This is a genomic window from Edaphovirga cremea, assembly GCF_003332275.1.
Lineage (GTDB): Bacteria > Pseudomonadota > Gammaproteobacteria > Enterobacterales > Enterobacteriaceae > Edaphovirga > Edaphovirga cremea.
The window spans coordinates 1-25,800 of record NZ_QOVA01000018.1 but is presented as its reverse complement, the minus strand read 5'-3'; the positions used below and the strand labels follow the sequence as shown (position 1 = coordinate 25,800).

The 25,800-nt window shown below is 52.3% G+C and carries 18 protein-coding genes; 6 read left to right on the top strand and 12 right to left on the bottom strand.

Features of this window, described 5'->3' with window-relative positions:
• Positions 1-92: 92 nt before the first annotated feature.
• Together rcsC and gyrA are read right to left on the bottom strand one after the other, a co-directional pair.
• Entirely contained in the window at positions 93-2,957 is a 2,865-nt protein-coding gene (rcsC, locus tag DRI82_RS18460) for a two-component system sensor histidine kinase RcsC (RefSeq protein ID WP_114195378.1), read from the bottom strand.
• Between the two features lie 158 nt (positions 2,958-3,115).
• Positions 3,116-5,794: a DNA topoisomerase (ATP-hydrolyzing) subunit A gene (gene gyrA, locus DRI82_RS18455; RefSeq protein ID WP_114195377.1), complete on the bottom strand. Its 2,679-nt coding sequence runs from the start codon at positions 5,792-5,794 to the stop codon at positions 3,116-3,118.
• A 252-nt stretch (positions 5,795-6,046) separates the two neighbouring features.
• On the opposite strand from gyrA, the gene ubiG reads away from it, so the two are divergent.
• From ubiG to yfaE, 4 genes are all read left to right on the top strand, one after another.
• Positions 6,047-6,769: a bifunctional 2-polyprenyl-6-hydroxyphenol methylase/3-demethylubiquinol 3-O-methyltransferase UbiG gene (gene ubiG / locus DRI82_RS18450; RefSeq protein ID WP_114195376.1), complete on the top strand. Its 723-nt coding sequence runs from the start codon at positions 6,047-6,049 to the stop codon at positions 6,767-6,769.
• Positions 6,770-7,256: 487 nt separating this feature from the next.
• Positions 7,257-9,542, top strand: coding sequence for a class 1a ribonucleoside-diphosphate reductase subunit alpha (gene nrdA / locus DRI82_RS18445; protein ID WP_114195375.1), 2,286 nt, complete (start codon positions 7,257-7,259; stop codon positions 9,540-9,542).
• An 88-nt stretch (positions 9,543-9,630) separates the two neighbouring features.
• Positions 9,631-10,761: a class Ia ribonucleoside-diphosphate reductase subunit beta gene (nrdB, locus tag DRI82_RS18440; protein ID WP_114195374.1), complete on the top strand. Its 1,131-nt coding sequence runs from the start codon at positions 9,631-9,633 to the stop codon at positions 10,759-10,761.
• 2 nt (positions 10,762-10,763) lie between these two features.
• Positions 10,764-11,048, top strand: coding sequence for a class I ribonucleotide reductase maintenance protein YfaE (gene yfaE / locus DRI82_RS18435; RefSeq protein ID WP_114195373.1), 285 nt, complete (start codon positions 10,764-10,766; stop codon positions 11,046-11,048).
• A 1,069-nt stretch (positions 11,049-12,117) separates the two neighbouring features.
• Here yfaE and DRI82_RS18430 read toward each other — a convergent pair.
• Positions 12,118-13,311, bottom strand: a complete 1,194-nt coding sequence (locus DRI82_RS18430; protein WP_114195372.1) for a nicotinamide mononucleotide deamidase-related protein YfaY — start codon at positions 13,309-13,311, stop codon at positions 12,118-12,120.
• Between the two features lie 238 nt (positions 13,312-13,549).
• On the opposite strand from DRI82_RS18430, the gene tyrP reads away from it, so the two are divergent.
• On the top strand, positions 13,550-14,758 hold the full coding sequence (tyrP, locus tag DRI82_RS18425) for a tyrosine transporter TyrP (protein ID WP_114195412.1): 1,209 nt from the start codon (positions 13,550-13,552) through the stop codon (positions 14,756-14,758).
• A gap of 53 nt (positions 14,759-14,811) precedes the next feature.
• Here tyrP and DRI82_RS18420 read toward each other — a convergent pair whose 3' ends face one another.
• Positions 14,812-15,354: a YfaZ family outer membrane protein gene (locus DRI82_RS18420; RefSeq protein WP_114195371.1), complete on the bottom strand. Its 543-nt coding sequence runs from the start codon at positions 15,352-15,354 to the stop codon at positions 14,812-14,814.
• A gap of 343 nt (positions 15,355-15,697) precedes the next feature.
• Here DRI82_RS18420 and DRI82_RS18415 point away from each other — a divergent pair, with 343 nt between their 5' ends.
• Positions 15,698-17,134: a catalase gene (locus DRI82_RS18415; protein WP_114195370.1), complete on the top strand. Its 1,437-nt coding sequence runs from the start codon at positions 15,698-15,700 to the stop codon at positions 17,132-17,134.
• 57 nt (positions 17,135-17,191) lie between these two features.
• On the opposite strand, the gene menE is transcribed toward DRI82_RS18415, so the two are convergent.
• The 8 genes from menE to DRI82_RS18375 all read right to left on the bottom strand — a co-directional run bounded on the left by menE (position 17,192) and on the right by DRI82_RS18375 (position 25,490).
• The gene (menE, locus tag DRI82_RS18410; RefSeq protein ID WP_114195369.1) at positions 17,192-18,550 is read right to left on the bottom strand and encodes an o-succinylbenzoate--CoA ligase; all 1,359 of its coding nucleotides are present in this window, start codon (positions 18,548-18,550) and stop codon (positions 17,192-17,194) included.
• Between the two features lies 1 nt (position 18,551).
• Entirely contained in the window at positions 18,552-19,526 is a 975-nt protein-coding gene (menC, locus tag DRI82_RS18405) for an o-succinylbenzoate synthase (protein WP_114195368.1), read from the bottom strand.
• Positions 19,526-20,383: a 1,4-dihydroxy-2-naphthoyl-CoA synthase gene (menB, locus tag DRI82_RS18400; protein ID WP_114195367.1), complete on the bottom strand. Its 858-nt coding sequence runs from the start codon at positions 20,381-20,383 to the stop codon at positions 19,526-19,528. The genes menC and menB overlap by 1 nt, the downstream gene beginning before the upstream one ends.
• 12 nt (positions 20,384-20,395) lie before the next feature.
• Positions 20,396-21,166 carry a 2-succinyl-6-hydroxy-2,4-cyclohexadiene-1-carboxylate synthase gene (gene menH / locus DRI82_RS18395; RefSeq protein ID WP_114195366.1) on the bottom strand — a complete coding sequence of 257 codons (771 nt, stop codon included), beginning with the start codon at positions 21,164-21,166 and terminating at the stop codon, positions 20,396-20,398.
• Positions 21,163-22,836 (bottom strand): 2-succinyl-5-enolpyruvyl-6-hydroxy-3-cyclohexene-1-carboxylic-acid synthase, encoded by a 1,674-nt coding sequence (gene menD / locus DRI82_RS18390; RefSeq protein WP_114195365.1) that lies wholly within the window; start codon positions 22,834-22,836, stop codon positions 21,163-21,165. The genes menH and menD overlap by 4 nt, the downstream gene beginning before the upstream one ends.
• Positions 22,837-22,948: 112 nt before the next feature.
• On the bottom strand, positions 22,949-24,277 hold the full coding sequence (gene menF / locus DRI82_RS18385; RefSeq protein WP_114195364.1) for an isochorismate synthase MenF: 1,329 nt from the start codon (positions 24,275-24,277) through the stop codon (positions 22,949-22,951).
• A 197-nt stretch (positions 24,278-24,474) separates the two neighbouring features.
• Positions 24,475-24,789, bottom strand: coding sequence for a stress response protein ElaB (gene elaB, locus DRI82_RS18380; RefSeq protein ID WP_114195363.1), 315 nt, complete (start codon positions 24,787-24,789; stop codon positions 24,475-24,477).
• Between the two features lie 197 nt (positions 24,790-24,986).
• Positions 24,987-25,490 (bottom strand): DUF1097 domain-containing protein, encoded by a 504-nt coding sequence (locus tag DRI82_RS18375; RefSeq protein WP_114195411.1) that lies wholly within the window; start codon positions 25,488-25,490, stop codon positions 24,987-24,989.
• Positions 25,491-25,800 lie beyond the last annotated feature (310 nt).

Below are 25,800 nucleotides of genomic sequence, written 5' to 3'. Positions count from 1 at the left end.
TTACGTAAGTGTGACGCCTATCAAGAGGGTGCGGCAGATACCGCACCCTCTTTCTTTTTGATTTACAAGACAGTTTTTGATTTACAGACAGGTTATTCAGTATCCCGCGTTTCACGAACCCGCTCACTGTAATAGGTCAGCGTTGTTCTGAGCGTATCCAGTGTTACCGGTTTCGACAGACAATTGTCCATGCCCGCTTCGATACAGCGCTGCTTTTCTTCCGCCAACGCATTCGCCGTTACCCCAATCACTGGCAAGACACATCCCATCTGCCGCAGTCGCTGGGTCAACAGGTAGCCATCCATTCTCGGCATATTCACATCGGTCAGCACAATATCAATCTGATTATTATTAAATGCATCCAATGCATCAAGGCCATCATGCGCAGTGATAATCTGGTAGCCCAACGAGCCCAGTTGGTCGGCCAGTAAACGACGGTTAATAGGATGATCGTCCACGACCAGCAAGGTTATCTCACTATTCTCACGCTGGGTTTTCCGGTTAAGAACCGGCAATTGCAGCATGGTCAAACTGCTGCTGTCTTCCAGCAGATAGATCCTGTTGAGCAAAATAATAATATCGAGCGGCGTCGATGTACTGTGCACCCAATAACCCGGGGAGGTTTCAATAGCCGGGCCAATGTGATCGATGGAAAAATGGATTTGTGCGCACAGCGTATCGTTGTGGATCACCGGAAAGTCCGATATCAGCACATCCCCGCTGTAAGTTTCCTGTTCAGGATAGTAACGCTCAACGGTCGCACCTCGCGCAGTCAGTAACTCACTGAGATAATTTTCAAGCTGGCTGTTATGAATTTCAAGCAGCAGACGTTTGCCCTGCCACAACGTCGCAGAAGGTTTTTCGGCATACTTCGCCTCATACAACGGAATGCGTACGGTAAACAGACTGCCAAGACCGGGTTCTGATTCCACAGCGATATCGCCGTCCATCAAATTGATCAGCTTTTCGCAAATCGCCAGCCCCAACCCGGTACCCTGAAAATGCCGCTGCACCCCACTCCCAACCTGAAAGAAAGGATCAAAGAGACGCGAAATTTCACGCGCCGGAATACCAACGCCGGTATCGCGCACGCGAAACTCCAGATAGTCATTACAGGTTCTGGCGTGCAGCACGATACATCCGGTATCGGTGAATTTTATGGCGTTATTCAACAGGTTCGACAGGACCTGCTGTAAGCGCACCGGATCGCCTGAAATGAACTCGGGAACATCATGCTCGATAAAGCAGTAAAGGCCGATGCGTTTCTTCACCACCAGCGGTAGATAGTTGCCCGTAATGTGGTTAATGACTTCACGGCAGGAAAATTCACGCGGCTCTATTTTTAATTGCTCGGATTCAATTTTCGAGAAGTCGAGAATATCGCTGATGATTTTGAGCAACAGGCTGGACGAATTATTCATCGCATTCACCAACCGATCGACGCCCTGCGGTAAACCAATCGTCTGCAATAAATCGAGGTTACCGATGATGCCATACAGCGGAGTGCGGAGTTCATGGCTGACCGTCGCCAGAAACATGGATTTTGATTGGCTGGCCTGCTCGGCTGCCGTCGCCATCTCCTGCAACGACTCCTCCATCTTCACCCGCGCACTGACATCCACCAGCACGCAAATCGCCACGTCTTCATTGCGGTAACGTGAATGTACAAAACTGAGCTGTATATTGTTGTTATTACTGGTAATAACATCTACAAAATTCACCTGCTGATCGCAGATAATCCGCGTGATGCGCTGGCGATCTTCGTGCGTCAGCATGCTGATGTAGTTATGCGCCAGCTCATTACTGAGCAGATTAACCCCATCGCTGATGCGCAGAATCGAAATCCCCACTGGCGCAGAGGCGACGATTTTGTGGTTGAATTGTTCATTCTCCTCAAGCCTGAAAGCGTTCTCTTCGGCGGGCAGGAACATTTTCCGCTCAAACAGCCAGGCCAGGGTAAACAGCACCACCCCAGAGAAAATATTGAGCAGAATGGCATTCAGAATCAATATCCTGAAGCCTTCAACCAGCGTTTTTACCGGCAACGAATAGACAATACTCAGCGAAGAAGGCGTCAGATTCTTTTTCAGAATCAGATCGTTATAGTTGTTTACGTAACCAAAAAATGCATTGTCCTCGGGGTAGCGCCCGAGCAGTGACATATAACGCTCACCTTCACTGAACCGCAGTAAAGGTTCGTTATTATGGTCAAGCAGCGTCACCCCGATAGGCAACGCACTCGGCGTAACAAAGTCTTCCAGACGTAGCGTCTGCTCAATACCGATCAGTGCTTCAAGCTTGTTGCCAACATACAACGGAGCCAGCACGTACAGATAACCTACGTCGGGACGTGGCCCAGGACTGATCCAAAACAGTTTGCTGTCTTTGTCCGGGGTTTTGGAGTTACGGAATTGAAGGATGCGCTCATGCAGTGATTTCAATACGTTGCCGCGATCCATCGGCGCATTGCCAACGCCGAAATCAGCCATGCACAGGCTTTCACCACTGATAAAAAAGACCCGGTTCAGATCATACGCCGCGGAAAAATTGTCTTTCCAGTAGTGAATGGTATTACTCAGCGATTCGAGGGAGCTGCGATAATTGTCGTTCAACTGGGAACAGTCAGATTCTGTGTAGAGCGGGAAAAATTCGGGTTGCTTGTTTTTGCTGGTGAAAACACCGTTGAGGATATCCAGCCCGTTGACCGCACCATTCAGGCGGTTCTCGGCAATGTATTTGATATCACGAATTATTTCCGTCGAATGTCTGAAGTAGCCCTGCGCCTGATCAAAATTGAGATTATATTCCTGACGAATATCCGACTCTTTTTCGTGAAAGATATTAAGAATATAAAAGGTGGTCAGCAACGCGCCCAATGACCATAGCATTAGGGCCAATACCCGGAATAAGTAACGGGAGATTTTCAACGTTGTGCGAAATGAGGCCAGATATTTCAATGGAATACCATTAGAGAGTCAGGATAGAACCAGCGATGGAGCGATGCGGATACACTACCGACACCGCATAAAAAAAGCCAGCCTGATTGGCTGGCTTCCATACCCGTCATATCTGCAACTCGCATTATTCAGGGTATATACACATCTAACAGAATCGATTACTCATCGTCAGACGGGATTTCGTCATCCGCTTCATCAATCGCGTCAACATCACCTTCTTCAATGATTTCGCCTTCAACCGCTTCCACGCTGTCCAGCTCTTCATCTTCTACCGGTTCTGCGACACGTTGCAGACCAACCACATGTTCATCTTCCGCGGTACGGATCAGCGTAACACCCTGGGTATTACGGCCAACCACGCTCACTTCAGACACGCGGGTACGAACCAGCGTACCGGCATCAGTGATCATCATGATCTGGTCGGTGGCCTCTACCTGAACTGCACCCACGACCGGCCCATTACGCTCACTCACTTTAATGGAGATTACGCCTTGGGTAGCACGGGATTTGGTCGGGTATTCGTCGACGGCGGTACGTTTGCCAAAACCGTTTTGCGTCACGGTCAGGATTTCGCCTTCACCACGAGGAATGATCAGGGAAACCACCCGATCGCCCGCGCCCAGCTTGATACCACGAACGCCCGCAGCGGTACGGCCCATACGACGCACACCTTTCACTCTGACAGTACCGTCTGCCAGGGTTTCCTCTTCTTCTTCCAGGAAACGCACCACTTTACCCGCGGCAGAGAAAAGCATGACTTCGTTGGTGCCATCGGTCAGATCGACGCCGATCAGTTCATCACCGTCGTTCAGATTCACCGCAATGATACCGGCGCTGCGTGGACGGCTGAAATCGGTCAGGGCGGTTTTCTTCACGGTACCGCTGGCGGTCGCCATAAAGACGTTCAGACCGTCTTCGTATTCACGAACCGGCAGGATCGCCGTAATACGCTCGTTCGCTTCCAATGGCAGCAGGTTGACGATCGGACGCCCGCGCGCGCCACGGCTGGCTTCTGGCAGTTGATACACCTTCATCCAGTACAGACGGCCACGGTTGGAGAAGCACAGAATAGTGTCATGGGTGTTGGCGACCAGGAGGCGATCAATGAAGTCCTCTTCTTTGATACGCGCAGCAGATTTGCCTTTGCCACCACGACGCTGGGCTTCATAGTCGGTCAGCGGCTGGTATTTCACGTAGCCCTGATGCGACAGCGTAACCACAACGTCTTCACGGCTGATCAGATCTTCGATATTGATGTCAGAGGTGTTGGCCGTGATTTCGGTGCGACGTGCATCGTTATACTGATCCTTGATGGCATTCAGCTCTTCACGGATAACTTCCATCAGACGATCCGGGTTCTGCAAAATGAACAGCAACTCGGCGATCTGCGTCAGCAGTTCTTTGTACTCATCCAGCAGTTTTTCGTGCTCAAGGCCAGTCAGTTTCTGCAAACGCAGATCCAGAATGGCTTGTGCCTGCTGCTCGGTCAGGTGATAGCGGCCTTCATGGATACCGAACTGTGCTTCCAGCCACTCAGGACGGGCAGCATCATCACCGGCGCGTTCGAGCATGGCAGACACGTTGCCCAGTTCCCACGATTGCTCAACCAGCCCGGCTTTCGCTTCGGCAGGCGTAGACGCACGGCGGATCAGTTCAATGATCGGATCGATATTTGCCAGCGCAATGGCCAGTGCCTCAAGGATATGGGCACGATCGCGCGCTTTACGCAGTTCGAAAATGGTTCTGCGGGTGACCACTTCACGGCGGTGGCGCACAAATGCAGACAAAATGTCTTTCAGGTTGAGGATCTTGGGTTGTCCCTGATGCAGGGCAACCATATTGATACCAAACGACGTCTGCAACTGGGTCAGGGAATAGAGGTTGTTGAGAACCACTTCGCCCACGGCATCACGTTTGATCTCGATTACAATGCGCATGCCGTCTTTATCGGACTCATCACGCAGCGCGCTGATACCTTCAACGCGTTTCTCTTTCACCAGCTCGGCGATCTTCTCGATCAGCCGCGCCTTGTTCACCTGATACGGGATCTCGTGAACAAGAATGGTTTCGCGCCCGGTCTTGGCATCGGTCTCGACTTCTGCGCGTGCGCGGATGTAGATCTTGCCGCGCCCGGTACGGTAGGCTTCCTCGATTCCACGACGACCATTGATGATCGCCGCCGTCGGGAAGTCCGGCCCCGGAATGTGCTCCATCAGCCCTTCAACACTGATGTTTTCGTCATCAATGTAAGCCAGACATCCGTTGATCACTTCGGAAAGGTTGTGCGGAGGAATGTTGGTCGCCATACCGACGGCAATACCGGATGAACCGTTAACCAGCAGGTTCGGTATTCTCGTTGGCATTACTGCCGGAATCTGTTCTGTGCCATCGTAGTTAGGCACAAAATCCACGGTCTCTTTCTCAAGATCCGCCAGCAGTTCGTGCGCGATTTTCGACATACGCACTTCGGTATAACGCATTGCTGCTGCGGAGTCGCCGTCAATCGAACCGAAGTTACCCTGACCATCCACCAGCATATAACGCAGGGAAAAAGGCTGCGCCATGCGTACAATGGTGTCGTATACCGCAGTGTCGCCGTGCGGGTGGTATTTACCGATTACGTCACCGACCACACGGGCCGATTTCTTGTAGGCTTTATTCCAGTCGTTACCCAGAACATTCATTGCGAAAAGTACGCGTCGGTGCACCGGTTTCAGTCCATCGCGTACATCAGGAAGCGCACGTCCGACGATAACGGACATTGCGTAATCCAGGTACGAGTTTTTCAACTCTTCTTCGATGTTGACCGGTGTGATTTCTCTGGCAAGGTCGCTCATGGAGCTGCTATCCCTCTACTGATTATTCATCTGCCCGCTGCCTGGTTAGGCAAAGGTGCAAAACTATACCACAAACGGCACATTCGTGGGAATCAACTGCATTATTCGCAGCGGCTTATGGTCATTTTTTGCCCGTTCCGTCCTACCTTGCCGACTTCTCGCCGGGATATTCCCCATAGTTCACAAAACTGCGCCAAATCTGTCGGAATATGTATAATCTTGCATATCGTGATGAAGGAGTCGTAAACGCTCATGAAGGCAGAACCAAAGGCAGCACAAAACGTCGACCAGCAGGAAATCGCCAAGTTTGAAGCCGTGGCCTCCCGTTGGTGGGATCTGGAAGGGGAATTCAAGCCCCTGCACCGCATCAACCCCTTGCGTCTGAATTATATTCTTGAGCGCGGGGATGGAATTTTTGGCAAGAAAGTACTGGACGTTGGCTGCGGCGGTGGAATTCTGGCTGAAAGCATGGCGCGTGAAGGTGCAGAGGTAACGGGTCTCGACATGGGCACCGAGCCGTTGCAGGTTGCGCGTCTGCACGCACTTGAGAGCGGCGTGAAGGTCCATTACATTCAGGAAACGGTTGAAGGGCATGCTGAAACCCATGCGCATCAGTATGACGTCGTAACCTGTATGGAGATGCTGGAACACGTACCGGATCCATCCTCGGTGGTCATCGCCTGCGCACGTCTGGTCAAACCCGGCGGTCACGTCTTTTTCTCAACCATCAATCGCAATAACAAATCCTGGCTGATGGCAGTGATTGGTGCAGAATATATTCTCAATATGGTGCCCAAAGGGACCCATGACCGGAAGAAATTCATCAAGCCTTCCGAGTTGCTCCACTGGGTGGATCACACGCCGCTGGTAGAACGCCATATCATTGGGTTGCATTACAACCCGCTGACCAATCAATTCAAACTCGGGCCGAACGTTGATGTGAATTACATGGTGCATACCCAGTTTGCCGACTAGTCATTATGGACGCATTTCAGCTCCCCGAACCGGTTCGGGGAGTCAGTTTCACGCGGTGAAAAAGTCAATTTTCGAATTATCCTGAATAAATAGGCAGTTGGCCGCGCCAAACGTCTAAAAGTGCTTTTTAGAATAGTTAACTGAATCAATATAGCGTTTTTTTCTAACGTTTAATAAACCGGCAGTTGATCAACTTTTGAAAAAATATACCAATTTGGTACAGAACTTATTGACAGGCCCGCCACCCCAGCAACGATGGGAGCTGCGCCCTTGCTCCAGGATTTCACCCCCAACTTATCCACAAATCACCCCCTTTTTGTTCACTTGCAAATGACGCTTCAAGCCACTATCTTGTTATCGAAATATCACACACCCACAATATATTGTGTTTAGATCCTGACCAACGCACTATAATTCGTTGACGCTCCAGCTCATCGGACGCAGCCTGGTGTTGATCGGTTTCTAAACCTTTAAGGTAAAACGTCCCATGAACCAAAGTCTGCTTGTTACTAAACGTGATGGCCGCAAAGAGCGTATCAATCTTGATAAAATCCACCGGGTTATCGACTGGGCCGCAGAAGGGTTACATAACGTCTCAGTTTCCCAAGTAGAATTACGTTCCCATATTCAGTTTTATGATGGCATCAAGACTGCCGATATCCATGAAACCATTATCAAAGCCGCGGCGGATTTGATCTCCCGCGACGCGCCGGACTATCAGTATCTCGCTGCGCGTCTGGCCATTTTCCATCTGCGTAAAAAAGCCTACAGCCAGTTCGAACCGCCAGCCCTGTTGGCGCATGTCAGCCGTATGGTTGCAATGGGCAAATACGATAAACATCTGCTGGAAGACTACACGTCCGAAGAGTTCGAGCAGATGGACACTTTTATCGATCATAGCCGTGACATGAATTTTTCCTACGCCGCAGTCAAGCAGTTGGAAGGCAAATATCTGGTGCAGAATCGGGTCACCGGTGAGATTTACGAAAGCGCACAGTTCCTTTATATGCTGGTTGCCGCGTGCCTGTTTTCTGCCTACCCGCGTGATACGCGCCTTGATTACATCAAGCGCTTTTATGATGCGGTATCGACCTTCAAGATTTCACTGCCAACGCCGATCATGTCAGGCGTTCGTACACCGACGCGTCAGTTCAGCTCCTGCGTGCTGATCGAGTGCGGCGACAGTCTGGACTCCATCAACGCGACGTCCAGCGCCATTGTGAAATATGTTTCACAACGTGCGGGTATCGGTATCAACGCCGGGCGCATCCGCGCGCTGGGTAGCCCAATCCGTGGCGGCGAAGCTTTCCACACTGGTTGTATCCCGTTCTACAAACACTTCCAGACCGCAGTGAAATCCTGCTCCCAGGGCGGTGTGCGTGGCGGTGCTGCAACGCTGTTCTATCCGATGTGGCATCTGGAAGTTGAAAGCCTGTTGGTCCTGAAGAACAACCGTGGTGTTGAAGGCAACCGCGTGCGCCATATGGATTACGGGGTGCAGCTCAACAAATTGATGTATCAGCGTCTGGTGAAAAACGAAGACATCACGCTGTTCAGCCCGTCTGACGTGCCTGGATTGTATGATGCGTTCTTCGCCGATCAGGAAGAGTTTGAACGCCTGTATACCCAGTATGAAAAAGACAGCAGCATCCGCCAGCAGCGCGTGAAAGCGGTTGAGCTGTTCTCGTTGATGATGCAGGAACGTGCGTCCACTGGCCGTATCTACATTCAGAACGTTGACCACTGCAATACGCACAGTCCGTTCGATCCTGCCATTGCGCCGGTTCGTCAGTCCAACCTGTGTCTGGAAATCGCACTGCCGACCAAACCACTGCTGGATGTGAACGACGAGAATGGCGAAATTGCGCTGTGTACGCTGTCCGCCTTCAACCTGGGTGCCATCGATAGCCTGGATGATTTGGAAGAGCTGGCTACGCTTGCCGTGCGTGCGCTCGATGCACTGCTCGATTATCAGGACTACCCAATCCCGGCGGCACAACGCGGCGCAATGGGTCGTCGCACGCTCGGTATCGGTGTCATCAACTACGCCTACTATCTGGCGAAAAACGGCGTGCGTTATTCCGATGGCAGCGCCAACAATCTTACGCACAGAACGTTTGAGGCGATTCAGTACTATCTGTTGAAAGCCTCCAACGAACTGGCGAAAGAGCAAGGCGCATGCCCGTGGTTCAACGAAACCACCTATGCCCAGGGTATTTTGCCGATCGATACCTACAAGAAAGACCTGGACGCGATCTGCAATGAACCGCTGCATTACGACTGGGAAGCGCTGCGTCAGGAGATCAAGACATCAGGGCTGCGTAACTCAACGCTGTCTGCGCTGATGCCGTCTGAAACGTCCTCGCAGATTTCCAATGCTACCAACGGCATCGAACCGCCACGCGGCTACATCAGCGTGAAAGCCTCGAAAGACGGCATTTTGCGTCAGGTAGTGCCGGAATATGAGCGCCTGAAAGGTGCCTATGAACTGCTGTGGGATATGCCGAACAATGACGGTTACCTGTATCTGGTCGGCATAATGCAGAAGTTTATCGATCAGGCGATTTCGTCCAACACCAACTACGATCCGTCGCGCTTCCCGGCAGGGAAAGTCCCGATGAAGCAATTGCTCAAAGATCTGCTGACTGCCTACAAATTCGGCGTGAAGACGTTGTACTATCAAAACACCCGTGACGGTGCCGATGATGTACAAGAAGATATGATTGCCGAATCGGTTGACGATGATTGTGAAGGCGGTGCCTGTAAGATCTAATCCGCCGGTGCCAGTTGAAATAGTCTGGCACCATGGATCTCACTTTTTATCTGGGGCGGCTGTCTGGCCGCTCCTGCAGGGTATGTAAATGGCTTACACTACATTTTCTCAGAACAAAAACGACCAACTGCTCGAACCGATGTTTTTCGGTCAATGCGTTAACGTTGCCCGGTTCGACCAGCAAAAACACGAAATTTTCGAGAAGCTGATCGAAAAGCAGCTATCGTTTTTCTGGCGACCAGAAGAAGTTGACGTTTCCCGCGATCGTATCGATTTCCAAGCGCTGCCGGAACACGAGAAACACATTTTCCTCAGCAACCTGAAGTATCAGACACTGCTGGACTCCATTCAGGGCCGCAGCCCGAACGTGGCGCTGCTGCCGTTGATCTCCATTCCAGAGCTGGAAACCTGGATCGAAACCTGGTCATTTTCCGAGACCATCCACTCACGCTCTTACACGCATATTATCCGTAATATCGTGAACGATCCGGCGTTGGTGTTTGATGATATCGTGACCAATGAAGAGATCCTGAAACGTGCGAAAGATATTTCGGGCTACTACGACGATCTGATTGCCATGACCGGCTATTACCATCTGCTCGGTGAAGGTCAGCATCAGGTAAATGGTCAAACCGTGACGGTGAGCCTGCGTGAATTGAAGAAGCAGCTCTATCTGTGCCTGATGAGTGTCAACGCGCTGGAAGCCATCCGTTTTTACGTCAGTTTTGCCTGTTCTTTTGCGTTCGCCGAGCGCGAACTGATGGAAGGCAACGCCAAGATTATCAAACTGATTGCGCGCGATGAGGCACTGCATCTGACCGGTACCCAGCACATCATTAATCTGATGCGTTCCGGCGCAGACGATCCTGAGATGGCTGACATTGCCAAAGAGTGCCAGCAGCAGAGTTACGATCTTTTTGTGCTGGCTGCGCAGCAAGAGAAGGAGTGGGCGGATTATCTGTTCCGCGATGGTTCAATGATTGGTTTGAACCGCGATATTCTCTGCCAGTATGTGGAATATATTACCAACATCCGTATGCAGGCTGTAGGGCTGGATCTGCCATTCAAAACCCGTTCCAACCCGATTCCATGGATCAACGCCTGGCTGGTGTCTGACAATGTTCAGGTCGCGCCACAGGAAGTGGAAGTCAGCTCTTATCTGGTTGGTCAGATTGACTCTGAAGTCAATGCTGATGACCTGAGCGATTTCCAGCTGTAATTATGGATTACCCAATTATTACGCTGCGTACGTGCGGTACGCAGCTCTCCTGCAATGAATCCCCCCGTTCCGTGCTCGATGTCCTGGAAAGCCATAATGTTGTTGTTGAATACCAGTGCCGCGAGGGTTACTGCGGTTCTTGCCGCATGCGACTGCTGAAGGGCAGCGTGGTTTATCATCAGAAGCCGTTGGCGTTTATTCAGGATGGGGAGATTTTGCCATGCTGTTGTAGTCCGGATGGGGATATTGAGATTGGGCTCATGGGCGTGAGCCAGGCGCCTTCTTAGGTCGCGTTAAGCCACAGGCTGGCGGTTGCTTGGTTCAGAACAGGTTTTAGTTGATATTAGATTGATATTTCTGACTTTCAAAAGATAGATTTGTTGGTTGATTGCTTTGGCTTGGGTTTTCTTTCTTTCAGTGTGAAGATCGGCAATCAAGCAGGGGACAAAAGCGTGTCCCCTGCACCCGCGCTTTCCGCAGCACTTATTGCCCGCGTTGCGGGTGCCCTCGGTTGTCATTCCGGCGGACGGGTCGGCTTTAGTTTGGGTCATGCGTGAACTATTGTTTAAAAGCAGGCTTGGAGCAGGTTTCGGTTGATATAAATGTATTTTTCTACTTGAGCCTCGAAGCCTCAACCGACAAAGGGTCGCCAGTCGCCGCGACCCTTTGAACCCGGGCTTTTCCGCTACACTTCTCGTCGGCTGCGCCGATACCTTCGCTCATCTCTCCGGCGGACGGGTCGGCTTTAGCCACCAGTCCCTGGCGGCGGACGCCTCTCCGCGCCATCCATGGCGCTTCGCCCCTGCCTGCGTTCTTCGCTCAGCGAGTCATGACGCTCTGTGAAGGTCAACGGAAACAACAACAGATAAAAAAATGATAATGAATTGAGAAAATCTTGATGTTTTCATTTTCTCTTTTGATTATGTCTTTTGTCTTTTGTCTTTTGTCTTTGTTTTTGACCTTCCCCCGAGCATCATGAATTGCTGAGGGCGGAATGGAGGCAGGGATGAGCCGCCAGGACGGCGGCGAAAGGCGTCCGGCTACAGGGACTGTAGCCTAAAGCCGGCCCGTCCGCCGGAATGACAACCGAAGGTACCCACGCAGTGGGCAATTTATGCTGCGGAAAGCGCGGGTGCAGGGGGCGCGCTTTCGCCCCCTACTTGATTGCCGATCTTCACATTGAAAGAAAGAAAACCCAAGCCAAAGCAATCAACCAACAAAGCTATTTTTTGATATTGAATCTGAATTCCACCCTAAACGTCAAAAACATCTAATAGTGACCACTCTAGAGTGTAAAAGGGACACGTTGCCCCCTCAACCACCAAAAAGCGCCTGCGCCGCCGCGCAAAAAAAAACTTATATAGTCTCAACCCGCTCCAACCACGGATACTCCCCAACCGGCGGCCAGCCGTTCAAATACCGCCTTAACATATCCATCGCCACCATCGCGATAGTTTCCTGCCGCAAGCGGTCACCGTGGCGTTTTGCCGTGTAACGGATCGTCTGCCCGAACGTACCGGCTGGCGTGTGCAGAACCAGACTCAACAGCTCGCCGCATTGCGGACCTATCGCCAGAGCAAGCTGGGTGCCCGTGCGCTCTGCCAACATATGTGAACGCGCCAACAGGCTCTCCAGATTATCCTCACACTCATCAGGCAATAACTCCCCACCCGCCAGCGGAACCGACGCGGCTTGCAATTGCCAGTAGAGCAATCCCGCAGTGAAACGCTCACTGATCGCCAGACGCAAATTCTGGCTTAGCAAACGCTCGGCCAAACGAGCCGGTAATCCACCTACGCCTTCAAAAATGGTGCTCTCACCAGCGACTTCCCTTACCCGCTCCCACGCCTGCTCCATCGCCGCACGCTGTGTGGCGGGGCCGGTCAGCTTAAGCTCAATAATCGGCGATGAAGAACGGTACCCCATCACGACGCCAGCAGGTAAAGGCAAAGCATCCAACTCATTGGCCAAGTCACTCTCAGAACGGCCAAATGTGGTTAAACGCAAACATAACGGCGCTTCCACCGCAGGGAATTGCCTGCGCAAACGCGGCACGATCTGCTGCTCAACCATCACTTTAAATTCGGACGGAACCCCCGGCGTAAAAAACATCTGGCAGCGGTTCAATTTAAACGTGAAACCGCAGGCCGTGCCCACCGGGTTATCCAACATTTCAGCATTGGCCGGGATATGTGCCTGCTTGCGGTTGGTCGGCGACATAACGCGTTTACGTTCAGCGAAAAATGCCTCCATGCGGGCAATCCACTCAGGATTTTCAACCAGCTCAACACCACATGCCCTGGCCGCAGCCAATGCACTCAGGTCGTCACTGGTTGGACCCAATCCACCGTTCACGATCAAGACATCAGCAATATGGCTGCGCTCGGTAAGAACGTCGATCAATGCAGCAAGATCATCCCCTACGGTCTCGCGGCTGCTCATCGGCAGACCCTGCTCGAAAAGGTAATTGGCTAACCAGGCGGAATTGGTATCTGTAATCTGACCATGCAAAACTTCATCCCCGGTACTGAGCATTTCCACCCTAAGCATTTTTCTCTCCAACTCGTTTGTCTTCTGACACTTTAGAAATCCCTCAAGCCAAATACAATCTTTTAAACGTCACGACATGCTGTTTCAGTATAAATATCACCGTTTTGCGATCCTGACCGCGGGTTAAGCGTAAAGTAAAGATTACAGGCGTTGTAACGTCAGTTTGACGAGCCCACAGCGATCCTCTACCCTGCTGCCAGTCAAAATCCTGAATAGTTTTTCATATGCAGAGGGAAAGGTGAAAAATCGTACTTTTGGCAGTGTTTTCATTGTGGCCGGAACCACAATTGGCGCAGGAATGCTGGCGATGCCGCTGGCAGCAGCGGGCGTCGGTTTTGGTGTAACGTTGCTCTTACTTTGTGGGCTTTGGCTATTGATGTGCTACACCGCATTGCTGCTCGTTGAGGTGTATCAGCATCAACCCGCAGATACGGGTTTAAGTACGCTGGCAAAGCGTTATCTTGGCACCCAGGGTCAATGGATCACCGGTTTTAGCATGATGTTTTTGATGTATGCGCTGACCGCCGCCTACATCAGCGGTGCTGGCGAATTACTGACTGCCAGCCTTAGCCAATGGACCGGCAAACCCTTCCCTCTTACGCTCGGCGTTTTACTCTTCACGCTGGTTGCGGGCAGTGTCGTGTGCATTGGCACGCACACCGTTGATCTCTTTAACCGTATTCTCTTCAGCGCCAAGATTTTAATGTTGCTGATTATGCTTTTCGTCATGATGCCGCACATAGATAAAACCAATCTGATTACGTTGCCTCTTGAGCAGGGACTCGCGCTGTCGGCCATCCCGGTGATTTTCACCTCATTTGGTTTTCACGGCAGCGTACCCAGCATCGTTAAATATATGGGTGGCGACATTCGCAAGCTGCGCTGGGTATTTATCATTGGCAGTGCAATTCCGCTGGTGGCCTATATTTTCTGGCAGTTGGCGACGCTGGGCAGCCTGAGTTCCGCCACCTTCTTTGGTATTCTGGCGCAACAGTCTGGTCTGAATGGCTTATTGTTGGCCGTGCGTGATGTCGTTGCCAGTCCGCGCGTTGAACTCGCCGTACATTTATTCGCGGATTTGGCGCTGGCGACATCTTTCCTTGGCGTTGCTCTGGGGTTATTCGATTATCTGGCCGATCTGTTTAAACGTCAGGACAGCGTGCGCGGTCGGATGCAGACCGGCGTTCTGACGTTTGCCCCGCCGTTAATTTTTGCGCTGTTTTATCCGCAAGGGTTTGTGATGGCGTTGGGCTTTGCCGCCATCGCGTTGGCGATACTTGCTCTCTTGCTGCCCGCATTGCTGGTCTGGCAGACAAGAAAAGAGCATCCACGCCAATATCGCGTTCGGGGCGGTTCATTGGCGCTGGCAACGGTATTCACCTGTGGACTTGCGGTGATTCTGATTCAGGCGGGTATTGTCAGCGGTTTACTGCCAGAAGTGGGATAAACAGGGACTGAGGCGCGATTCTGAACAGCGCCTCAGTCTATAACGCATGTGAATTAGAAATTCAGTGCAGCACCAATGTAGGGGCCGTCGGCCAGCACATTGTTTTTATCGCCATCTTTGCCAGCCATTTCGATATAACGATAACCTGCATCGACCGTCAGTAAAGGAATGACGTTCCAGCGCAAGCCCGCATTGGCTTCCACATAGTCATTGACCCCACTGGAGAGGGAGTCAGGCGCATAATAGCCTTCACCAAATACGGTAAAATGGCTGCCCAATGGCAATTGCAAACCGCCGCCTACCGCCAGTGCATACCCTTCACTGCCGTCACTCGGATTCAGATAGAGCGCTTTGCCGCCCACGGTTGCCAGAATCGGACCAAGCGGAACATTCAGCCCCAGTCCCAATCCCGCAATATCACCGTCGTTATCGCTATGGGCCCAATTGGCGCTGACCGCCAGACCCGGAGTGGTGGTACCAAAACCCACTGCCAGATTGGTGTAATGCTCACCCGCTTCACCGGTGAAATTAACTGCATTTGCAGACGCACTGACCAATGCCATCGCCGCTGCCAATGCAATCAGAGTCTTGTTCATTATTGTTGATCCTTTTTTAGCCACCAGAATTGATGCTTAACCTGCGCGGCTGAGTGTACCCCTTTTCAACGGTTTTTAATGCTCTAAAAAGAGTCCAAAAATGTTCCGAATTTCAAGTAAATGTAAAAATATTCGCTTTGAAGATACATCGCATGAAAATCGATTAAATCGATAAGTCAGGGCTATTTGCCTGAGATCAACAACTCAGTTACAACTGTGAGATAGAGTCTCAACAGTGCCAAAGAGCATAATTCCTCCTGAATAAAGAATCTCTAATCGCAAGCGTTCTCCACAGAATCGGTTTGGTTCTGTTTCATGTAAATGTGCAATTAAGGAGCAATGAATGACCAAGAAAGGACTTACGACCGCAGCAGGTGCACCGGTCGTTGATAACAACAACGTGGTAACCGCCGGGCCGCGTGGCCCTATGTTATTACAGGATGTCTGGTTTCTTGAAAAGCTGGCTCATTTTGATCGCGAAGTTATTCCGGAGCGACGCATGCATGCCAAAGGTTCTGGCGCATACGGCACTTTTACCGTTACCCACGACATCACCCGGTTCACACGCGCTAAAATCTTCGCCGAAATTGGCAAGCAAACCGAGATGTTTGTTCGTTTCTCTACCGTAGCAGGCGAGCGCGGCGCGGCGGATGCCGAACGGGATATCCGCGGTTTCGCCATGAAGTTTTACACCGAAGAAGGAAACTGGGATCTGGTGGGTAATGATACCCCGGTCTTCTATCTGCGTGATGCGCTCAAATTCCCGGATTTGAACCATGTGGTGAAACGCGACCCACGCACCAACCTGCGTAACCCGACCTATAAATGGGATTTCTTCTCGCACCTTCCCGAATCCCTGCATCAGTTGACCATCGATTTCAGCGATCGCGGACTGCCCAAGTCATACCGTAACATGCACGGTTTTGGCAGCCATACATTCAGTTTTATCAACAGCGATAACGAACGTTTCTGGGTCAAGTTCCATTTCCGTACCCATCAGGGCATCGAAAATCTGATGGATGACGAAGCGGAAAAATTAATCGGTCAGGATCGTGAGAGTTCACAGCGCGATCTATTTGATTCGATTGAGAAAGGTGATTTCCCGCGCTGGACGCTCTCCGTGCAAATTATGCCAGAAAACGAAGCCTCACAAGTGCCTTACAACCCATTCGATGTGACCAAAGTCTGGCCGCATGGCGATTATCCGCTGATCGAAGTGGGCTATTTTGAACTGAATCGTAACCCTGCTAACTATTTTACAGAAGTTGAACAGGTGGCGATGAACCCTGCCAACGTGGTTCCCGGCATCAGTTTCTCGCCAGATAAAATGTTGCAGGGGCGGCTGTTCTCCTATGGCGATGCCCAGCGCTACCGTTTAGGCGTAAACCACTACCAGATCCCGGTGAATGCGCCAAAATGCCCGTTCCACAATTATCACCGTGATGGCGCAATGCGTATCGATGGCAACAGCGGTAATGGCGTAACTTATGAGCCAAACAGCACTGGTCGTTATCAGGAACAACCTGATTTCCGCGAGCCGCCACTGACGTTGGAAGGATCGGCTGATCACTGGAACCAACGTGAGGATGGTGATTACTTCAGCCAGCCTCGCGCCCTGTTCAGATTACTGAGCGAAGAAGAACATCAGCGTATGTTCACGCGTATTGCCGGGGAGTTGTCACAGGTTCCTCAAGAGATCCAACGCAGGCAAATCGCCCTCTTCACCCAGGTAGATCCTGAATACGGTGCAGGTGTGGCAAAAGCATTGGGTATCGCATAAGCCGCTTATCCCTCTTCCCTTGCCGGAAGAGGGATATTTCACGTCCCCGCAAGGTGATTATTGAAACCACTCTTTCACTTGCTGCCGGGGAATCTTGATACCACCTTTTTTCAGCGCTTCGGGTAGCGAATAGAAACGATCGGGGCAGTGAAACCGCGGCAGTTTATCGGCCAGCCACAGCGGCAAATCGTTCATATCCAGTGCCTCATCCGCATCCAGCACCGCCACTGGACGATGACCAAATTCCGCATCTTCCCTCGGGATAACAAATACCTGATGGATCAAGGGATGGCGTAATAATACCCGCTCAATATCCTCCGGTTGTATGCCCTCCCCGCCACTGAAAAACAGATTATCCAGCCGACCAAGAATGCGTAATTCCCCGCCGTCAAAAACACCGCGGTCGCGGGTATGGAACCAGCCTTGATCATCCGTCAAACTGGCTATCTGTCCGTTGCGCCAATAACCCAGCGCCGCACTCTGCGAGCGAACCCAGACCTCCTCCTCAACCAGGCGAACCTCGCGGCCAGGCAATGGGAAGCCGACGCCCGCTGACTCATCCGCCCGTTTTGCACAGACCGTTGAGGCCATTTCAGTCATGCCATAACCGCACCAGCAGCAGATGCCCTGCGCCTCGGCCAGACCGGTCAGCTCAACAGGGATCATTGCGCCGCCGAGAAGAACCTGCTTGAGCGCCAAAGTCTGACCAGACTGCTGGAGCAGACGCCAAAGTTGTGTGGGAACCAACGAGGCATGAGTGCAATCCCGGAGTGCCTCCTCCAGTGGGTGCATGTTCCGCACTACCAGTCCGGCTCCGGCATACAGCCAACGCCAGACGATACCCTGGCCTGAGACGTGAAACAGCGGTAATGAGAGCAGCCAGCGATCACCCGGCTGATAATCCATCACCGCCAATACGCCCGCAGCACTGGCAAGGTGTGCCGTGCTGGTGTGTACCGCCGCTTTGGGTAAACCACTCGAACCGGACGTTAGCGTCATGGTCGCGATTCGCTGGGGCTGCCAGTCCGCCCCCTGACTGGCAGGCAACGGGGAAAACTGTAACCGGCGCAGTGATGGCAAAACAGCAGTATCGTAATCATCAAAAGCAAAATCGATGTTCAAATCCGGCAGCAGTTTCGCCAATAATTCAGCCGGCAACTGAGGATTAACGGGTAACAACCGCACACCACATTGCACCAGCGCCAGATAAGCCAGCAGCATCCTTTCGCCATGGGGTGCGCGCAACACTACGCCGCAACCGGGCGTAACACCCTGGCGTGCAAAACCTGCGGCCAAACCCTCTACTTTTTGCTGTACCTGACGCCAGGTAAGCACCTGTCGATCGAGGTATAGCGCCGGTTGTTCAGGTCTGGATTGCGCCCAGTGGCACCATGGCCAGTCCGTGATTGCAGCCATATCAGACACGGTGCCACACCACGTCAAGCTGTTCAGCGGCAAGCAGTGTCAGGGGGCTTTGCGGCCAACTGCGCACCACTTGCGCCTGCATCAAATCCAGCGTGTCAAGACCGGGCACCGTATTGGGCGTCAGCCAGGCGGCCATCCGCGCCAACTGCGTTAACCCAAGACTCGACTCAATCGACGAACTGATAACCGCCACCAATCCCGCTGCATGCGCCTGCTCGATTAATTGCTGGCAACGCGCCAGACTGCCCGTCAGTGTGGGTTTTATCACTATTGCAGCCAGTCCCGGTTCAGCCTGTACCACAAAACCGCTTTCGCGCACGCTCTCATCCCAGGCGATGGCAATGCCTGTTTCTTTGGCAAAATCCCGTGACTCTTCGCGGGTCTTGCAGGGCTCTTCAAGAAACGCTATGCGACCACGCAACGCAGGATTGACGTATTTGGCAAAACCGTCCGCTTTACTGCGCGTCCAACTGCGGTTGGCATCCAGCCGCAAGGTCAGGTCGGGCATCGCCTCAAGCAAAACATTGACGACCATACCGTCGCGAACGGCCTCATACAGCCCCACTTTAACCTTGGCAACTTTCTCGCCCGGCAGTGCGCTGAGCATGTCAAACAGCTCGTCCGGATCGCCGGTACACAGCGGCGCTTTGCGATAGTCCGCTTGCTGCGGGAGTCGTTGCTGCAATTCGGCCACCGCGCAACTGAAACCAAATGCCACCGAAGGCAGGGATTCATCCAACTCATCTCGTCCACTCGTCCAGCATTCAGCATTGGCAATCGCCACTGCCTGCGCCTGTTCAAGCGTTTCAAGACTGAATTGCGGTAAAGGGGCTATTTCGCCCCAACCTTGCAACGCACCGTCGACCAGATGGATCAACAGGCCATCACGGGTTTTCAACCGCTGATTACGCAGTATCACCCCGGCATCCATCGGCACGCTGTAGCGATAGATCGTTGCGCTACGCATTAGGGATTACGCTTGAATTTACTGAAGTCAGGCTGGCGCTTCTCATTGAAAGCATTGCGCCCTTCCTGTCCTTCTTCAGTCATGTAGAACAGCATGGTGGCGTTGCCCGCCAGTTCCTGCAAACCGGACTGGCCATCGCAATCCGCATTCAGTGCTGCTTTCAGACAACGCAGTGCCATTGGGCTGTTTTCCAGCATTTCGCGACACCAGCGCACAGTCTCTTTTTCCAGATCTGCCAGCGGTACCACGGTATTCACCAGCCCCATATCCAATGCCTGTTTGGCATCGTACTGGCGGCAAAGGAACCAGATTTCACGCGCCTTTTTCTGACCAACAATACGCGCCATGTAAGATGCGCCCCATCCACCGTCAAAAGAGCCGACTTTCGGACCGGTCTGGCCGAAAATTGCATTATCGGCAGCAATGGTCAGATCGCACATCAGATGCAAAACATGTCCGCCACCAATGGAATATCCCGCAACCATTGCGACCACAGGTTTTGGACAGGTGCGGATCTGACGTTGGAAATCCAGCACATTCAGGTGATGAACGCCGCTGTTGTCTTTATAACCGCCGTAATCACCGCGCACTTTTTGATCGCCGCCAGAACAGAAGGCTTTTTCACCTTCTCCCGTCAGAATGATCACCCCAATATTGTCGTCATAGCGCGCGTCCGACATCGCCTGAATCATCTCTTTCACCGTCAGCGGACGGAATGCATTGCGCACCTGTGGTCGGTTGATGGTGATTTTGGCAATGCCATCGGCAGATTTATGGTAGCGGATATCCTCAAAACCTTCGGAACAGTCCTGCCATTCCACATCTGCATAGAGTTGTTCTTCGTTCGGGTAAAGCATAATGTGCTTCCTTTATCGGGGTGACGAAATGAATGAAATCAACTGGCTGGCAAACCCGGCTGGATTTGCGCGATGCGCGTTATGACCGGCATTTGCGATACTGCGCAGAGGCAAAGCAAAGTGCTGAGCCAGTTGTTGAAATTTGTTGTCGTGCTCACCGCACAGCCAGACCAAAGGCAGTGCAGTTTTCTGTAGGATCGGCCACAGAAAAGGCTGTTTGGACAGCGACGTCGCCATCAGCATCGAGGCTATGGCTTTCCCACTGTTCCGCCCGCGTAACGCGACCAGCGTCTGTCGCTGCTGCGCTGTCAGATCGGCAAAAACGGGTTGCTGATACCACTGCTCAAGCGTGTCCCCTAACGGAAACGCGCGAAAACGTTCAGCCCACAGGGAATCATGGTTCAGGCGTGCCTCCCGTTCAGCCTCTTCAGTCAGCCCGGGATGTCCACCCTCTATGATTACCCCCTGCAAACCCGAATTCCCCCCTTGGGAAGCGAAGTACATCGCGATGCGGCTCCCCAGCGAATAACCAATCAGCCAGTAACGCTCGATGCCCTGCTGTTGCAGTGTTTCACGTAACTGAACGCAGGTATCCTCAAAATTCGGGGTAATCTGGGACACGGAATCTCCGTGCCCCGGCAAATCAATGGTCATGCAGGGCCACTGCTGGCAGTAAGGCAGAACGGGCTGCCAGTCCTCACCGCTACCCAATAACCCATGCAGGAAAACCAGCCAGGGTTTACCGGTCTCATTCGTTGAGTGAATTTGACATGCCAAACTCATTGCAACGCCATCTTTTGGACTAATGATCTGAGCGTTTCAGCGCCTTCGCTTGACGCAACGTTCAGTTCAATTAGCGTTGCTCCCGCCTGTCGCCAGCCCTCGTTCACGGCAGTTGTCAGTTGTTCCCAGTTGGTCGGCGCGGCATAGCGCAAACCAAACATCGCTGCTGCATGGCTGAATTCAACGTCTTGCGGCATACAGTAAAAACGCTCGCGCTCTTGCGCCGGGGTCGGCAAGAGAGAAAAAATTTGCCCGCCATTATTATTCACAACGAGTATTACCATCGGAGCCGGGCAATGCCTCATCAATGCCAGCGCATTGAGATCGTACAGGGCAGAAATATCGCCCAATATAAACAGCGTGGGTATGGCACGGGCGCGTTGCACCCCTGCCGCCGTCGAAATCAGCCCATCAATCCCACTCGCACCGCGATTGCTGTAAACCGGATAGCCAACAGGAAGCTGCGCCAAGGCATCAATCAGACGCACGATGAGGCTGTTACCGACAAACAACTGCCCCTGCTTTGGCAGCAACTCCGCCAATCGATGCGCCAGACTGGCCTCACCAAAATGGTTTTTCAACGTATCATTCGCTAATACCCAGGCGTTTCCGGCAAAGTCACTGAGCGCTTCAGCCCAAGGCGCGCTGGGTTGCGACGGATGTTGTTGCAACCAGGCAGTAATATCTGACTGTAAGCGCCTTCCACGGTGATGAGCCGGATCAAGGCGCCCGGGAAGTTCATCAACCAGCCAATATTCTTGCGGCTGGCACTGGGACTGCCACTGCAACAGACGCTTACCCGTCAGGCTCCCGCCAAACTGAATCACGAGTTGTGCCTGATTGAGTATTTCAGCCACTTGCGGGTTTGCCAGCCATAAGTCGGCACACGGTAAAGGTTGGCCGGTTTGCGAGAGAACATCACCGATCAATGGCCAACCCAGTTCATCCGCCCACTGCGCCAGCTTACTCCCGGCTTCCGCTGACATCCTGCCCGCAATCACGACCCCGCGCTTTTGCCGCCAGGTGAACCAGTCATGTTGTTCGGCAAAATGTTGTGGCTGCGCCTGGGTTAACCAGGGCTTCTGCGAATGCCACCAATCACCCAGCGCGTCTGACCATTCATGATGCTGTTGCTCATCACCGCCATACAGCGGCTCGGCAAAGGGGCAATTGATATGCAATGCCCCATAAGTCAGCTCTGACATGGTGTTATCCACTGCGGATACCAGCCACCGGGCCGGAATATCCACCGTAGGACGCGGTAAATCGAGACTGTGGCGAGGGTGGGAAGCAAACATGCCGGGTTGGCGAATGGCTTGGTTGGCACCGCAATCGATCAATTCTGGCGGACGATCGGCTGTCAATAAGACTAGCCTCTCACCGGTCAGCCCCGCCTCGATCAACGCAGGATAAAGATTGGCCACAGCCGTACCGGAAGTGACAATCACGGCAACTGGCTGACGGCTGGCTTTTGCCAGGCCCAACGCCAAGTGCCCCAACCCCCGCTCATCGAAATGCGTATGACAAATCAGGGCGTTGTTTGCGCCCGCCGCCAGGGTCAAGGGTGTTGAGCGGGAACCGGGGGCGATACATATGTGCTGAACGCCATGGCGCGTCAATGCTTCGAGTAACAGGGCAGCCCAGCGGCGGTTAAATACACTGATTGACATGATTCGCCCACTCTTCAGTACGGTTGGCAGAAATAAGAAAAGCGATGTCTAGCCGTCGCATTTCATTTAAGTATATTGATGCTGCTTTGACCTGACACTATAAAAAGTGTTATCAGTCATCAGCGCGCTCCAAAAGCGTGCGTAATCCTGCGGCTTTGTTCTCGATCTCCTGCCACTCTTGCTCTGGATCTGACCCGGCAACAATTCCCGCACCGGCATAAAGATGTAACTGATTGCCAGTCACGCAGGCTGAACGCAGGGCGACCGTGAATTCAGATCGAACGGCAGAAAGATAGCCTGCCGAGCCCGCATACCAGTCCCTGGAAAAAGGTTCGCAGGACAGAATAAAGTCGCGCGCCTCTTTGCGCGGCAGACCCGCCACAGCGGCGGTAGGCTGTAGGCGCATCAGGCAGTCGGCATCGTCCGTACGACGCAGACTGGCATTGATCACCCGGCGCAGATGCTGCACCTTGCGCAATCGCAGGATCTCGGCAGGCATAACATCCAACGCCTCAACCAGCCCTTGTAAACGTTGGCAAATATCATCAACCACCAACAGATTTTCCCGCTGGTTCTTGCTGTCATGCAATAGCCACTCGGCTAACTCATGCGCCTGCAAATCATCATCAGCATTTGCGGCAGTTCCTGCCAGCGCTTCGGTTAACAATTGCCGCGTCTCTCGCAAAAAGAGTCGCTCCGGGCTGGATCCCAGAAAAGCGTAGTGCGGATTTAGCGCCAGCATGAAATGATAGCAATGGTGGTTAACGGCCCGGCTCGAAGCCATAAAATTAGCCGCATTGAGCGGAGATTCCAGCGTCAGGACGGTTTTGCGCGCCAGAACAACTTTCTCGAATTGTTGTTGTGCTATCGCATCCAGTGCCAATTCAATTCGTTGGCGCCAGCCATTATAGTCTGGCAAGTGGTGACTGTGGATAACGGCGGGATGATGCGCAAGCAAAGGCTTTCGGGCGTTCAACTCATCAATAAACAGCAGCGCCTGATGGGCATCATCACGCAGCGAATTTTCACTGAACAAGGTCAGCGTAATGGTTACCTGTCCATCACGTCGGCATAGCATCAAGCGGGGTAAGAACAGATAGCAGGATCTCGGCTGCCCCTCGACCACTACCGAATCGAAAGCATTTAGCCCCCAGATACGGAAGGTATCGTCCAGAACCGCTGAGTACCTCGAAATAAAGTCATTAGCCTGTTTGATGTCATCAAAGACTTTTATCTGGCCGCAAGCTGCGACCTCTTCATTTCCTTCGCGCTGGTGCCAAAAAAACTTGGGGAACAGCGACTGGGTGGCCAGCCATTCCAGCATATTGTCGCTGACCATCGCCGGTGAACTCACCGTGAACTGCCGCAGTCCAGCTGTAGCGGGCATATCTGTGCACAACAATTGCCTGACTTCCCGCAATAAGCCTGAAATGTACTTCACCCACACCTCAATAACCAAAACTAGTGTGGGGAATTATACGTCGCCAGATTAATAAGAAAAGAAGCGAGAAACATTTCTTAGATTTCAGTGGACTCAATCACGAAGATTGACAAAATATTTGTGCAGACTGGAGATATTGGCAGGAAAAGCTAACCGCCACAACGGTTGTCGCGGCGGCTTTGCAGCACGTTAGCGGATTAACGGCGCAAAAGCAGGCCGACAATCAAACCCGCTGTCGCACCAATGCCTACGCTGTGCCACGGTTTTTCACGCACGTAACCATCAGCTTTGCAGGCGACGTGTTTGGCTTTGATGTAGTAAGTATCAGAGGCATGGCTCAGGCGCGTTTTGACCTGATGCAAGGCATGCTCGGCACGGCCTTTTATCTCTAAATAGGCCTGATCAGATTTGTCACCGGATGACTTGAGCACTTCTTCCAGCGTATCGGACAGCATCTTCAAATCATCATCGAGCGTCGTTTGTTGTGGTTGCGGTTCCGTATGGTCGGACATGGCTGTCTCCCTAAGTGGTTAAACGTGGTGTCCCGTTAACCATAGTCAATATTCCGTCGCTCTGCTCTTTATCCGCCCTAAACCTGATCTATCCCCTCCTTTTTAAGAACCTTCCGAGCCGATTTCACTTTTTGCAGCCTACTGTTGTCGCCGTTTTCGTTTATTCATCCCGTCGTTTTAACAGATAGGTGTGACGATCAGCGCAAAGGTTTTACGGATTCCGCCAGAGCTGGTTTGCTGATCGACGCCTTGCCAAATTTGGCAGCCAGCCAAAGCCCGCTGTTTTTCATTGCATAACCGAAGATCAGACCCAATAGCAACGAGGCCAGCACCAACCGCCAATTCCCATCAGCCGCGAACGTTGCACAGGCGCCAATAAAGGTGCCGGGTACAAAAGCCAGCCATTGCTGACGCGCCTGGATACACATCATGAATGCGATCACCCCGGTGATCATATAGCCGCCGATCGCCCATTCCGGGCGTATCGCACTGCCAGCAATGATCACCATCGCCCAAAAAATACCACTGCAACACGTCAGCGTGCTGATTAGCAACCCGCGTAACCCGCCTTGCGGACAGGCAAAATAGGCCGTACAGCCGAGAAAACCAGCCCAGCTCAATAAACCCAGGCTCACCGCAACCCATCCCCATACGCCTGAAAGGAGACCGGTAGTCATCGCGATCATCAAAAGTACGTTCATCAGTCTGACCTGTAAAAATGAAAGCGCGCAGTGTACCCCTTGCAGAGAAAATTTAAACAACACGGATCACAATTTATGATTGACGATTTCATTCACATTCATAAAAACGAGATATAAATCACATTTAAAAGCAACTTTGCTGATTTTTTGCGCTTAAAATTCTTCCACGCATAATAAATATCATCCGGCATAGCCGGAGGTTTTTCATATGCGCCTATAAGGCTCTCTTGCCAGCCGCGCCCTAACAGGCGCATCGCGATCTGACATTTGCATCTATGGATTACTTACGGCCCGTAAACGGGCTACCCGG

Excerpts from the sequence above, each read along its gene's own strand:
- gyrA (WP_114195377.1), bottom strand. The coding sequence starts at position 5,794 with ATGAGCGACCTTGCCAGAGAAATCACACCGGTCAACATCGAAGAAGAG.
- ubiG (WP_114195376.1), top strand. The coding sequence starts at position 6,047 with ATGAAGGCAGAACCAAAGGCAGCACAAAACGTCGACCAGCAGGAAATC.
- nrdA (WP_114195375.1), top strand. The coding sequence starts at position 7,257 with ATGAACCAAAGTCTGCTTGTTACTAAACGTGATGGCCGCAAAGAGCGT.
- nrdB (WP_114195374.1), top strand. The coding sequence starts at position 9,631 with ATGGCTTACACTACATTTTCTCAGAACAAAAACGACCAACTGCTCGAA.
- yfaE (WP_114195373.1), top strand. The coding sequence starts at position 10,764 with ATGGATTACCCAATTATTACGCTGCGTACGTGCGGTACGCAGCTCTCC.
- DRI82_RS18430 (WP_114195372.1), bottom strand. The coding sequence starts at position 13,311 with ATGCTTAGGGTGGAAATGCTCAGTACCGGGGATGAAGTTTTGCATGGT.
- DRI82_RS18420 (WP_114195371.1), bottom strand. The coding sequence starts at position 15,354 with ATGAACAAGACTCTGATTGCATTGGCAGCGGCGATGGCATTGGTCAGT.
- DRI82_RS18415 (WP_114195370.1), top strand. The coding sequence starts at position 15,698 with ATGACCAAGAAAGGACTTACGACCGCAGCAGGTGCACCGGTCGTTGAT.
- menE (WP_114195369.1), bottom strand. The coding sequence starts at position 18,550 with ATGGCTGCAATCACGGACTGGCCATGGTGCCACTGGGCGCAATCCAGA.
- menC (WP_114195368.1), bottom strand. The coding sequence starts at position 19,526 with ATGCGTAGCGCAACGATCTATCGCTACAGCGTGCCGATGGATGCCGGG.
- menB (WP_114195367.1), bottom strand. The coding sequence starts at position 20,383 with ATGCTTTACCCGAACGAAGAACAACTCTATGCAGATGTGGAATGGCAG.
- menH (WP_114195366.1), bottom strand. The coding sequence starts at position 21,166 with ATGAGTTTGGCATGTCAAATTCACTCAACGAATGAGACCGGTAAACCC.
- menD (WP_114195365.1), bottom strand. The coding sequence starts at position 22,836 with ATGTCAATCAGTGTATTTAACCGCCGCTGGGCTGCCCTGTTACTCGAA.
- elaB (WP_114195363.1), bottom strand. The coding sequence starts at position 24,789 with ATGTCCGACCATACGGAACCGCAACCACAACAAACGACGCTCGATGAT.
- DRI82_RS18375 (WP_114195411.1), bottom strand. The coding sequence starts at position 25,490 with ATGAACGTACTTTTGATGATCGCGATGACTACCGGTCTCCTTTCAGGC.